The following is a 12,226-nucleotide window of genomic DNA, read 5'->3' on the forward strand; positions in this document are numbered from 1 at the left end:
ATTTATGAATTCCGGATGAAAAAAACAAGTATAAAGGCATTTCAATATCTTCCGTTATACTGTTATCGCTGAAAAAGTTCAGTCAGTTGTCAGATAAAAGGTTATTCTGGTATAAAGGGAGGGAAAATAGTAATCTGTGATCCGTGAAGGTGTACGTCTATATGACCCAAAATGTGGTACTAGGTTGAAAGTGGGTAAGCTTGCTATACTAATCTATAGATTTGGTGTGCTACCCGTCAAGAGGACACCAAGATGATTGTAAGCCGCTTTCTGCTTAGGGATAATCGATGATAATACTACAGTGAATTTTCATACGAGGATACAATAAAGTGAAAGACTTTAATAAAATAAAACAAGTGATGCACGATATAATAACTGAGTGCGAAAAAGTTGATGAAATGGAACAAAAGGGCATTAGCGTCGAAAGTACAAAACAAGAAAGAGATTATATTGTGGATGAAATGAAGTCGCTGATTAGTAATGAATCCTTATTACAGAAGACGACATGGACAAAGTCTCATGCTAATGCATCAAAGGGATGGGATTGGGCTCCAACAAATACAAACACTATATACATACTCTTGGTCAAGCTGGCAAGGATACTAGAAGAACATTAAATTGCGGGAGATAATGTATTAGTGGGGATGAAAAGTGTAACTACACGTCGAATGCCACAAAGCAAATAAGGTCAAGTAGCCTAATTGACATTCGGGCAATAACTACGCGAAAAATGGTCAAACAGGGATTTCACGCGTAGGAAATGACCACCTAAAAGCAATCGACTACGTGAAAATTGCTTAAGAATAGATAAGACTCGTAGGAAAGAGCTAATATTAAGGCAGAAACTACTTGATAAATACTAAAACTCAGGTTGGGACAAGTAGAAAAGACAATATTACCGGCGATTATCTGTATTATGAGATTGTGCTTAGAGGGTACGAGGAGATTGGAAAGGAAGTAAGAATATGAAATATCGATACAATGATATGCCTGAAAGCTTGAAAGGAACATACGGAGATTATTCCAAGAATTTTGGCTTCTCATGGAAGGAATTCGTGGCGACTGTTCCGTCTCCGCTTTTTCTTGTTACCACATACAAATCCAATGGTAAACCAAATGCCTGCATGCAGTCTTGGTCAACCTTTACAAGTGCCGATCGTGGTAATGGATTCTATGCTATTCTTGCCAGCGTGAATAAAAATGGACATCTGTATCAGAGCATAAACGAGACAAAAGAAGCCGTTATCAATTTCATGTCTGAAGAGTATCATGCGGCATGTATGGCGACAATCCAAAACAATCAGTTTGAAGCAGATGAGATTACGGCTTCGGGCATGTCTGTTGAAAAGGCATCATGGGTTAACGCGCCTATGGTTCGGGAATGCTTTATGAACCTTGAATGCAGGTTCGTCTGGGAAAAGGAAATCGTACCGGGTGATGATCATGTTATGCTCTGCCTTGAGGTAGTCGGCATTCATATTGATGAAGATCATATTACTGATCGTACCGGAGAAAACGGAATTCTTTACAACATTCACTATCAGATGGATCCAGAAAAAGTAACAAAGACAGGTCATGACTACGCAGCAGTTCTTAAGAAAAAGATAGATGTTATGGAGTATTAATACAACTATGGAAATAAGACACGTGGAACTTCAGGATTATCGAAAGCTTGGCTTTGAAGATAAGACTCAGAAATACTTAGATATGCGGTTGAAGTTGTGAATGAGGGAACACAGTTATGGAAAAATACATTGAAGGAAATAAAGCTGCATGGGAAGAAGCATTTGATAACAGACACGCTTCTTGGGGCGCAGATATAACTGAGCGGGTGGAAAAAGAAGATTATCCGTTCTTTAACGATGAAATGGTGGCAGTTCTGAAAAAGATTAATACCAAGGGTGCTGTAATCGGTCAGTTTTGCTGTAATAATGGACGTGAACTGCTTTCTTTGGTGAAGAGTGGGAGCGCAGCAAGGGGAGTAGGCTTTGATATTGCAGAAAACCAGATCTCTTTTGCTAATGAAAAGGCCAAAGAACTGAATCTGCCCTGCGAGTTTGTGGCGGCAAATGTATACGATATCGATGACAGCCATAAAGAGGAGTTTGATGTTGTGATCATCACTATTGGTGCGCTGTGCTGGTTTGATAATCTGGACCGTTTTTTTGCAGTTATAGCAAAGTGTATGAAGCTTGGAGCGGTAATAGTGATAAACGAGCAGCATCCCTGCACGAATATGCTTGCGACACAGGGTGATGAGCCGTACAATCCAGACCACAAAAAGGAGTGCCATTATTCGTACTTTGAGCATGAGTGGACGGGTAACGGTGGCATGTATTATATGACCCAGAAGAACTATGAGTCTAAGACATTTACCGACTATACACATTCCATGTCAGAAATTATGTCGGGTATGTGTAGCAACGGAATCATGATTACTGGACTACAGGAGTTTGACTATGATATCAGCGGAGGATTTTCAGATATAGACTGCACAGGATTCCCGCTTTCTATGATCGTTCAGGGTAAAAAGCAGTAAGGAGAGTATGAAATAAAAATGCAATTTGGAATGCCAACTCTAATTGAAAACCGTACATTACAGGATAATGTAAATCTCTGTAAGAGGCTTAATCTGCAATTCATCGAACTAAATATGAATTTCCCTGAATACAAGGTGGATAAGTTGGAACAGATTGATGATCTGATCAGAATTGCAGAGGATGCAGAGATTTATTATACAATCCATTTGGACGAGAACCTTAATATTGCAGATTTTAACCCTTTAGTAACGGAGGCTTATTTGGAAACGAAGACAATAGAAGCACTCAAGACATCAGTGGAATGGCTGAAGTGTTAGTGCGTTATATTCTTTGAATATAACTCACCAAGATACAAAAAAGAAAATGGAGAAAAGACCCTTATCCTCAATGCTAACCATCCTCTTGTTAAGTATGTAATGGATAACGGTTACGATACCTATGTAAAAATACCGGATATGGGCCTGATAACAGGTTCATATCCGGTATTTTAGTTTGTTCACAAATAATTACAAATCAAACAGTTGCATTCTTCATGCTGTATTTCTTTCGGTACTCTCCCGGAGTGGTGTGGAATTCCTCCTGGAACATGCGGCGGAAAAGCTTGTAGTTGGTAAAGCCGTGCTGCTCCAGAATGTCCTTTAGCGGAATATCTGTGTATATCAGATCCTTATAAACGTGGGACATGCGAAGCTCGTTCAGGTACTGAAGGTATGACACACCCATATTTCTCTTAAAGAAGTGACTGAAATAATCTTCACTAAAAGCCACCACAGAGGCTATCTCTCCTATGGAGATGGGATTCATGTAGTGCTGCCCAGAGTATTTGATTATAGCCCTTATATGATCAAAGTTCTTTTGCCCAAGAGATACATTGTCGTTCTCCTTAGGATAAGAAAAATTGTGATATAGCTGATACATAAGATCAAAAAGAAGGCTGTTGAATTTTAGGATTCCGCCATCTTTTTTCTCTTCAAAGACCTTGCGCATTTCCTCGATGGTCAGGATAAGTCTTGACCTGTTACGCTTGCTCTCCAGATCATCGCAGTGGGGGTCAAAGGAAAAGCAAAGCTCCGAATAATTAGGTATATAGCGCTCAAGGAGCTGCAGGGGAAGCTGAATCAAAATCGCCTTGTTTCCGTTTACCGACTTTGTGGAGTGAAGTACATTCGAATCTACTATGTTTATGTCCCCTGGTAAAAGATGTGCTATATCATTTGCGATAGCAACGTCCACGCTTCCCTCAAGAATGTAGTTTATTTCAAGAGCAGTGTGCCAGTGGGTTGGTACATAGCTGCTGGAGTCATTAAATATCCAGAAGAATATATCAAAACCATCTGTAATTCTGTCATTTTCATGACGAAGATCTTTTTTACCCATAAAATATTTTCCAATCTAAAAATCCATGTAAATCAGCAAGTTCCAATATTATTGCATAAAAATTAAAATGCGTCCAATAGTAAAAAGACGGAATCGACCTATTATAAAACAGAATAGGCGCTTTTTTAACCCATGCCGGATAAGTAGAATAACATTCATGAAAGACATGAGGAAAAAAGATATGAAAACTACAAAACGTGCTTTAAGACGGCAGTTGCCGCTGCAGCTTATGGTTCTGCCGGGTATTATTTTTATGCTCATTTTTAGCTATTACCCGATTTACGGACTGACAATTGCGTTCAAAAACTACACCGTAATCGACACCTTATCAACAGCAAAATGGGTAGGACTTGATAACTTCAAAATTGTTATGGGCGATAAGTATTTTTGGCAGTCCGTAACGAACACACTGGGCATCAGCCTGTTAAAGCTTCTTATCGGATTTACCACACCGATAATCCTGGCAATCATGATTTATGAGTTAAAGGATGGCCCCTTTAAGAGAATAAGTCAGACGATATCCTACCTTCCCCACTTTTTATCATGGATCATCCTTGGAGGAATGGTGATCAACTGGCTATCAACCTCGGGAATGCTTAATCAGATACTTGTGGGCGTAGGCATTCTTGATAAGCCGGTAAACTTCCTTCTTGATGCTGACAAGTACTGGTGGATAGCGGTAATTGCAGATACCTGGAAGGAAGCAGGATGGGGCACAATCCTCTATCTTGCCACCATGGCCGGAATTGACCCTACTTACTACGAGGCGGCGCAGATTGATGGTGCGGGCAGAGTAAGACAGATAATAAGCATCACGCTTCCCCATCTTCGCATGATCATAAGTCTTAATCTTATTTTGACCATAAGCTCACTGCTTAAGTCGAATCTGGATCAGACGCTGGTACTTATGAATTCTCAGAATCAGATAAGAGCTGAGGTTATTGACTCCTATGTATACAGAATGGGACTTGCTCAGGGCGATTTTTCATATGCGACTGCCGTACATTTGACTGCAAGATGAAGGATGGTTCTACTCAGAAGAGAACCATTAAGGTTATTGTTAAAGCTGCATCACAGGCTATTAAAACTGTTACATTTGCTGGAAAGGTTTTGACAAACGGAAGAGCAGAGGATGATGGACTTCAGAACAATAGACTTTGGACAAAGGGCTGGGGAGATAACACAACAACAGCTAAGTCTGGTAAGATCTCTGTTGTAATGAATGACGGATTTAAGCTTAAGAAGATCGAAGTAGGCAGCCCTAATGTAGTTGATGGTAAATATAAAGAAGCAGACAAGTCTATTGATGGCACTTACACATGGAAGAAGGTTAAGAATGGCAAGAAGGTTAAGCTGAATAGTAAAGACTATTCTATGATAGGTGTAAAGCCTAGTGAAAATGAAGTTATCGAAAAGAAGGCATTTGCTATAACTACTCCTATTAGGGTTACATACGTTGATAAGAAGGCTAAGAGAACATACAGAGAGACCTTCTATATTACAAAGGTTCAGAAATAATTAGTTTAGTCTTATATCAGGAATACATTTAATTATTTCCGATATAGAAAATGATTTTGGTTCGTGACAAAAACCTGCTGTAGACCTGATATGATTTAAGCCCCTTACCTGCGTGGTAAGGGGCTTTCTCTTTGATTATTTTGTCAAAGTATGAGTTGCATTCATCTTATATGCATAGGATATCTTGCAATGCAATATTTGGAATATTCTATTATGAGTTTTGCCAGAAATCCGCTCCTAATAAGGAGTCCGCGCCTTCTCATGTCTAGAAGTTCAAAATAGGATGCTATGCTCGTCATCAGCTTGCGCTTTCTGAAGGTCATGGGATAGATCTGGATTTGCTGGTTCTTACAGTACTCAAGCATTTCTTCAAGAGATACATTATCCTTTTTCTTCTGCGAAAGAAAGGGCAGTAGCATAGGCATCCGCTCGGAGTATAGCCAGTACAGGGTATTACCATAGACAATGGTAAAGGTATACTCCTCTATGTAATAAATCTGCTCCTTCGAGATGTTGTACACGACCTGTTTCTTCATAACAAAATTCCCTGGCAGTTTAAAGGCAGAAAATCTGCACACCAATAAAAGCAGCTATTCCTATGAGAACAGAACCGGCTGCGATGATCTTGCCCTGTATTGTAGAAACATTTTTATATTTGCCATTGCATTCTATCGTATCTATGATCTTTGGACTTTTTGTGTCAAAGGGTTTCTTATTCTCCATGTAATTTCCTCCCATACTAAAATATCCGAGGTATTTGCACTCAGACTTTTGGTTTTGAAAATCTTATCCCAAAAATATGTACAAAGTTGGGCAGTAGGATAAAACATTTATAAAGTATGAAGAAAAAATATTACTATGCACATATGAGAATTTATAAAAAATTTAGATTTTGTACTTTGTCATGACGAGGGTGTTGCAAGAAATAATAATGGGTTCCGGGCAGAAATGAATTTAGAGAATTATTTGAACCCAAATAACAATCTTCAATGAAGTTTTGCAGTTTAAAGCACAGTCACAAGGATATGAGTTCTGTGGGATTACAGGTTTGTCTTGCTGACAAGATAAAAATGCTTGATATTGTCGTATGCACACGATAAAATTAATATAGATCATCGCATCAATATGATAACTGGAGACGAACATGAATCATAATATATTGAAACGGGTCATTTTAGATCAGATTGAGATAATTCAAAGTGCTGAAATCATAGAACGTGACTATGACTTCGAAAAGAATGTCAATTATATTCTTGTCGGGCTTAGACGAGCGGGAAAATCGACACTTTTATATAAAATAGCCAGAGAACTTGTTGAAGCGGGATGCGACTGGTCTCAGATAATTTATGTCAATTTCGAGGATGACAGACTTTTGGGGTTTTCAAAGGATGACTATAATGACATCGTAGAGACTGCTTATGAGCTCACAGATGCCAAAGAGATATACTATTTCTTTGATGAGATTCAGATCATTGATGGCTGGGAACATTTTGCCAGAAGAATGGCTGATCAGAAAAAGCACGTATACATTACGGGAAGCAATGCTAAGATGCTTAGCTCTGAAATGGAAAAGGCTCTTGGAGGCAGATATTTGTCCAAAATGATCATGCCTTTTTCTCTTAGTGAGTCACTGGATTACAAGGAGATAGCTCATGACGAAAAGGCACTTCTGACAACGTCCAAAGTGGCAAAGGTTCGCAGAGGATGCCAGGAATATATTTTGAGTGGTGGTTTTCCTGAAGCGCAGCTTTTATCCAACAAAAGAGAATATATTAAGAGTGTCTATGAGAAGGTTCTCCTTGGAGACATTATAGAGCGTGAAAAAGTGAATAATAAGATGGCCCTCAGGCTTATGATAAAGAAAATAGCTGAAACGGTAATGCATGAAATTTCTTTTAATACGCTGGCAGGGAATGTAAAAGCAACAGGAATTAAGACATCAACAGATTCGATGATTGACTACGTTTCGTACGCTGAAAACGCATATCTCCTGTTCAGAAACAGGAATTATGTTTCGAAGTTTGCAGAAAAAGAGAGCACTCCAAGGTTTTATTTTTATGATAATGGCATTTTGTCATTGTTCCTTGTAGATAAACCATCAGCGCTTTTGGAGAATGCAGTTGCAATATATTTAAAGCGTAGGTTTGGCGAAGAAGTATATTACTTCAAATCCACGCAGACGGGAATAGATATTGATTTCTTTATTCCGGGAGAAGACTGCGCAATTCAGGTTGCCTACAGCTTAGAAACGGCAGAAGACAGAGAGACTAAGAGCCTTGTATCTTTTGCAGAGAAAACAAAGGGAATACGTCGCCTTATTATAGTTACTAATGAGGAAGAACGTACGATTACAAAAGATGGACTTACTATAGAAGTGATACCTGTTTATAAGTTTATTATGGGGGCAGCATTCTGATTGAATATTATATCCCTTCACACCGTTTGTTTGCGAAAGGATTTAATGAATTAGTGGGGATGAAAAGCGGAACTACACGTCGAATGACACAAAGCAAATAAGGTCAAGTAGAAAAGACAATATTGCTGCTAAATCCTACACGAAAAAAGCTGAAAGTAAGAATTTTTCAAGTAATATCGACCTTCCGGGAATGTTTCACAGAAGAGTTATAGATGGAAATAATATCGGAATTTTATCGGAAGATAAAATAACAAATGGCGGAAATGAGAAACTCATGACCGCCATTTTGCGTTTATTCTTCAAGCCCCTGTTTGTAGTTATTTCCCCAAGCTTCCATGGACTTTATAATCGGACGCATGGACTCACCAAGCTCGCTTAATGCGTATTCGACACGGGGCGGAACTTCGGGATATACGGTACGGGTAATGATGCCGTCTGCTTCCATGGAGCGCAAACTGTCTGTAAGCACCTTCTGACTGATCCCGTCTAGAGATTTCTGCAATTCATTAAAACGCCAGGGGCGGACAAGGAGATTTCTCATGATAAGCAGTTTCCATTTGCTGCCGATCAGGCTGACCGTTGTAGCTACCGGGCAATCAGGTAATTCATCTTTTGTTTTCATTGATAACACCTCATTTTTATCAAAACTTCAAATTTGAATGTTACATATAAATTTTACTGTTATGGCGTCTGACAGTCAATAGGTTACAAAAAGGTAACTATCTAATAAAAAAGTGCGTACTTACAATGGTTTCCGGCCTCTGCGATAATCATGATAACAGGAAGGCAATAGGGCCTACTGAAATCAACTTAACGGAGGTAAATATCATGGCATTATCAAACATTGCAGGATGGAACGAAAACACGGCAGGGAGTGCTTGCGGCGCATCCGACAAACCGGCAGCATGTGGTGCATCTGAGAAGCCCGCAGCTTGTGGTACAGGAGATAAGCCCGCTGAAACACCTGCAGCATGTGGGGCGGCAGATAAGCCAGAAGAGAAACCTGCAGCTTGCGGAGCAGGGGACAAATAAGAAAGACATACCATGTTGATCCCCCAGGCAGTCAAAAGCCGGGGGATCATTTTAGAAGATCATCAGCTTACGTGCTGTTTACGATATGGAGGGATACAGATATGAAGCCATACTTTTCTTTTCAATGGCATATAACAGATGAATGCGACCAAAGATGCAAGCATTGTTACATCTATTCAGCAGGGAATCACACCTGCCTGCAGTCCATGAACTGGAAACAGATGGAGGATACCTTTTACAACTGCCTTGATTTTTGTGAAATGTATGGCCGTACACCGTATTTCTACATCACGGGCGGAGATCCAATCCTGCATCCGGATTTCTGGAGACTGCTTGGACTCCTGAAAGAACATGAGATCAAGTTTACGGTTCTTGGAAACCCTTTCCACCTAAACGATCAGGTCTGCATGGAGCTGAAAGGTTATGGATGCGAGAAGTACCAGCTTTCCCTTGACGGGCTCCGTGAGACACATGACTGGTTCAGAAAGCCGGGCTCCTTTGACTGTACGCTTGAAAAGATCGCATGCATCAATAAGGCAGGGATCCGAAGCGTTATCATGACTACGGTTTCAAAAACAAACCGCATGGAAGTTCCGGGGATCATTGATGAAGTGGTAAAGGCAGGTGCTAACGTATTCGCTTTTTCACGGTATGTACCGAGCGGCGGAGACCTGGATGCATCCATGACTGCGCAGGAATACAGAGAACTGCTTGCCGTATGTGATAAGAAATTTAAGGAATATGAAGCGGAAGGCTGTGAGACATACTTTAACAAGAAGGACCACCTTTGGACGCTTTATGAATATGAGACCGGTGAGTTTAAGATTCCCAAGAGCGCAAAAGAGGGAATGATATATGGCGGATGTAACTGCGGAAACTGCCATATCACGATCCTTCCTAATGGCGATATCTATGCATGCCGAAGAGTAGCAGAGAGTAAAGTGGGAAACGTATTTGAAGAAAGACTTGCGGATGTTTGGGTTTGTCAGATGGAAAGGTACAGAGAGTATGAAAAATTCAGCAAATGCTCCAAGTGCGAACTAAAGCCCTGGTGCAGGGGATGTCCTGCAGTCGCAAAAGGAACAAACGGAGATTTTTACGCTGCGGATCCGCAGTGCTGGAAAATAAAGAACGAGATCACAGGGGAGGTGTTATCATGTTGATGGATATCATTAAGAGCAGACATTCGATCAGGAAGTATACGGATGAACAGATCAGTCGTGAGGATCTTGAGAAGATTCTCGAAGCAGGAAACTATGCGCCGAATGCAGGCGGAGGGCAGCGCAGCATGATGGTGGCTCTTCACAATAAGGAGCTGACAAGAAAGCTTGGTATCATGAACCTTGCGAAGTTTAACAGGGGAAACCTTGTAGGCTCTTATGTTTCAAAGGATCAGCCAAGCGTTATTGATGATCCGACAATGAAGGACGGATTTTATGGGGCACCGACGGTTATAGCTATCTTTTCACAGGGGAATTTCCTGTTTAAGACAGCAGATGCTTTCTGCATGGCAGAAAATATAGTCCTTCAGGCAACGGAACTTGGCATCGCATCCTGCATCATCTCCAGGGGCGAAGAGACTTTTGACAGTGAAGAGGGCTGGGCACTTATGAAAGAATGGGGCGTACCTGATAATTATATATGTCAAGGCTTTGTGGTTCTCGGATATATCGACGGAGAACAACCGGTCAGCAAACCGAGAAAACCCGGCAGAGTTCAGATCATAGAGTGAGAAGGTGTTGGTATGGAACAGGGAGAGAAGAGAAAATATCTGATAAAAACACTCCTGGCTGAGCAGCCAGGATATAAAGACATGGAAATTCCTGAAGAAACCGGGGAACAGAAACGACTTCTCCGCAGCCTGTTCAATGTACGCGTGCCCAGAAAAATCAGTGAGGATTTTCTTAAAGTTCAGGATGAATACCTGCAGGAGGCTACGAAAGAAAAAGGTATTACGGATCTTAATGATCTGCAGCCTATACAAGATCGAATCTATCTCTGGCAGGGAGATATCACGACACTTCGCTGTGATGCGATCGTAAACGCTGCCAACAGTGGGATGACCGGTTGCTACCAGCCTTGTCATAACTGTATCGATAACTGTATCCATACCTATGCCGGGATTCAGCTACGAAATGCCTGCGCTGATATCATGGAGATGCAGGGATATGAGGAACCGACCGGACAGGCAAAGATCACGCCAGCCTTCAATCTTCCGTGCAAATATGTTCTTCATACAGTCGGACCGATTGTACAGGGGCAGCTCACAAAGGAGCATGAAGAATTGCTGGAGTCATGCTACAGATCATGTTTGGATCTGGCAGATAGGAACGGCGTGAAGAGCATTGCTTTCTGTTGTATTTCAACAGGCGTATTTATGTTCCCTAATGAAAGGGCTGCAGAGATCGCGGTTCATACAGTTCGGGATTACAGGAAGAAGCATGGGGACGGAATTGAGGTGATATTTAATGTTTGGAAGGACAAAGATTATGAAATCTACCGGGAATTACTCGGATGAGATAAAGAGATTAAAGAAGGGGGTAGAAGAAGCTGATGCTGTTGTGATCGGAGCAGGAGCTGGTCTTTCGACTTCTGCAGGATTTACTTATAGCGGAGAGCGTTTTGAGAAGCATTTTTCGGAATTTGGGAAGAAGTATGGTTTTAAAGATATGTACTCCGGTGGCTTCTATCCTTATGAGACTCCGGAAAAGATGTGGGCTTACTGGTCAAAGTTCATCTTCGTCAACAGATATATGGACGCACCGAAGCCTGTGTATGAGCATCTGCTTTCTTTGGTAAAGGATAAGGATTATTTTGTCATCACAACGAATGTGGATCATTGTTTCCAAAAGGCGGGTTTTGATAAGAAGAGACTTTTTTATACCCAGGGTGATTATGGGCTGTTCCAGTGCAGTGAACCGTGCTCGGATGTGACCTATGAAAATGAAGAGATGGTCAGAAACATGGTGGAGCAGCAAAAGGATATGAAGATTCCGAAGGAGCTGATCCCGAAATGCCCGAAGTGTGGGAAGCCTCTTACTATGAATCTGAGATCGGATGATAAGTTTGTAGAAGATAAAGGATGGCATGAGGCGGCTGCAAGGTATCGTGAGTTTATGCACAGTCATGACGGTAAGATCCTGTATCTGGAACTGGGCGTGGGATATAATACTCCGGGAATCATCAAGTATCCTTTCTGGCAGATGACTGCAGATAATCCGGATGCAACATATGTCTGTGTCAATTACGGGGAAGCAGTCTGCCCGGAGGATATCAGGGAGCAGGCCATCTGTATCGATGGGGATATCGGTACGGTAATAGACGAGTTGAGGAAGTGATTTCA

At 41.1% G+C, this 12,226-nt stretch carries 16 protein-coding genes; 12 read left to right on the forward strand and 4 right to left on the reverse strand.

Annotated features, from left to right (window positions below; translation table 11 throughout):
• The first annotated feature begins 329 nt into the window (after window positions 1-329).
• The 4 genes from G587_RS0107905 (at window position 330) to G587_RS0107925 (ending at window position 2,857) form a co-directional block, all read left to right on the forward strand.
• Window positions 330-617 carry a hypothetical protein gene (locus G587_RS0107905; RefSeq protein WP_026491797.1) on the forward strand — a complete coding sequence of 96 codons (288 nt, stop codon included), beginning with the start codon at window positions 330-332 and terminating at the stop codon, window positions 615-617.
• A gap of 348 nt (window positions 618-965) precedes the next feature.
• Complete coding sequence (locus tag G587_RS21910) at window positions 966-1,625, forward strand: flavin reductase family protein (RefSeq protein WP_051200894.1); 660 nt, start codon at window positions 966-968, stop codon at window positions 1,623-1,625.
• Between the two features lie 116 nt (window positions 1,626-1,741).
• Window positions 1,742-2,539 (forward strand): class I SAM-dependent methyltransferase, encoded by a 798-nt coding sequence (locus G587_RS0107920; protein WP_026491798.1) that lies wholly within the window; start codon window positions 1,742-1,744, stop codon window positions 2,537-2,539.
• Between the two features lie 30 nt (window positions 2,540-2,569).
• Complete coding sequence (locus G587_RS0107925) at window positions 2,570-2,857, forward strand: hypothetical protein (RefSeq protein WP_196812535.1); 288 nt, start codon at window positions 2,570-2,572, stop codon at window positions 2,855-2,857.
• A gap of 196 nt (window positions 2,858-3,053) precedes the next feature.
• On the opposite strand, the gene G587_RS21915 is transcribed toward G587_RS0107925, so the two are convergent.
• A complete protein-coding gene (locus G587_RS21915) occupies window positions 3,054-3,917 on the reverse strand; it encodes an AraC family transcriptional regulator (RefSeq protein ID WP_035786119.1) in 864 nt (287 codons plus the stop codon).
• Window positions 3,918-4,098: 181 nt separating this feature from the next.
• On the opposite strand from G587_RS21915, the gene G587_RS21920 reads away from it, so the two are divergent.
• Both G587_RS21920 and G587_RS0107940 read left to right on the forward strand, forming a co-directional pair.
• On the forward strand, window positions 4,099-4,938 hold the full coding sequence (locus tag G587_RS21920; protein WP_242830052.1) for an ABC transporter permease: 840 nt from the start codon (window positions 4,099-4,101) through the stop codon (window positions 4,936-4,938).
• Window positions 4,935-5,435 (forward strand): hypothetical protein, encoded by a 501-nt coding sequence (locus G587_RS0107940; RefSeq protein WP_026491800.1) that lies wholly within the window; start codon window positions 4,935-4,937, stop codon window positions 5,433-5,435. Before G587_RS21920 ends, G587_RS0107940 begins: the two co-directional genes overlap by 4 nt.
• A 161-nt stretch (window positions 5,436-5,596) precedes the next feature.
• Here G587_RS0107940 and G587_RS0107945 read toward each other — a convergent pair whose 3' ends face one another.
• Together G587_RS0107945 and G587_RS25395 are read right to left on the reverse strand one after the other, a co-directional pair.
• Window positions 5,597-5,971 (reverse strand): hypothetical protein, encoded by a 375-nt coding sequence (locus G587_RS0107945; protein ID WP_026491801.1) that lies wholly within the window; start codon window positions 5,969-5,971, stop codon window positions 5,597-5,599.
• A gap of 19 nt (window positions 5,972-5,990) precedes the next feature.
• On the reverse strand, window positions 5,991-6,158 hold the full coding sequence (locus G587_RS25395; RefSeq protein ID WP_155829454.1) for a hypothetical protein: 168 nt from the start codon (window positions 6,156-6,158) through the stop codon (window positions 5,991-5,993).
• Window positions 6,159-6,579: 421 nt separating this feature from the next.
• Between G587_RS25395 and G587_RS0107955 the strand changes: the two genes are divergently transcribed.
• The gene (locus G587_RS0107955) at window positions 6,580-7,851 is read left to right on the forward strand and encodes an ATP-binding protein (RefSeq protein ID WP_026491802.1); all 1,272 of its coding nucleotides are present in this window, start codon (window positions 6,580-6,582) and stop codon (window positions 7,849-7,851) included.
• A 292-nt stretch (window positions 7,852-8,143) separates the two neighbouring features.
• Here the strand turns inward: G587_RS0107955 and G587_RS0107960 are convergent, their stop codons facing one another.
• A complete protein-coding gene (locus G587_RS0107960) occupies window positions 8,144-8,473 on the reverse strand; it encodes a winged helix-turn-helix transcriptional regulator (RefSeq protein ID WP_026491803.1) in 330 nt (109 codons plus the stop codon).
• A gap of 206 nt (window positions 8,474-8,679) precedes the next feature.
• On the opposite strand from G587_RS0107960, the gene acgA reads away from it, so the two are divergent.
• From acgA to G587_RS0107985, 5 genes are all read left to right on the forward strand, one after another.
• The gene (acgA, locus tag G587_RS0107965) at window positions 8,680-8,883 is read left to right on the forward strand and encodes an ACGX-repeat peptide (RefSeq protein WP_026491804.1); all 204 of its coding nucleotides are present in this window, start codon (window positions 8,680-8,682) and stop codon (window positions 8,881-8,883) included.
• A 101-nt stretch (window positions 8,884-8,984) separates the two neighbouring features.
• Entirely contained in the window at window positions 8,985-10,046 is a 1,062-nt protein-coding gene (gene acgM / locus G587_RS0107970; RefSeq protein ID WP_026491805.1) for a radical SAM/SPASM domain protein, ACGX system, read from the forward strand.
• Window positions 10,040-10,615, forward strand: coding sequence for a nitroreductase family protein (locus G587_RS0107975; RefSeq protein ID WP_035786121.1), 576 nt, complete (start codon window positions 10,040-10,042; stop codon window positions 10,613-10,615). Before acgM ends, G587_RS0107975 begins: the two co-directional genes overlap by 7 nt.
• A 12-nt stretch (window positions 10,616-10,627) precedes the next feature.
• A complete protein-coding gene (locus G587_RS0107980) occupies window positions 10,628-11,401 on the forward strand; it encodes a protein-ADP-ribose hydrolase (protein WP_026491807.1) in 774 nt (257 codons plus the stop codon).
• Entirely contained in the window at window positions 11,352-12,221 is an 870-nt protein-coding gene (locus G587_RS0107985) for a Sir2 silent information regulator family NAD-dependent deacetylase (protein ID WP_081679372.1), read from the forward strand. Before G587_RS0107980 ends, G587_RS0107985 begins: the two co-directional genes overlap by 50 nt.
• Window positions 12,222-12,226 lie beyond the last annotated feature (5 nt).

Source organism: Butyrivibrio sp. XPD2002 (assembly GCF_000423945.1).
Classification (GTDB): domain Bacteria; phylum Bacillota; class Clostridia; order Lachnospirales; family Lachnospiraceae; genus Butyrivibrio.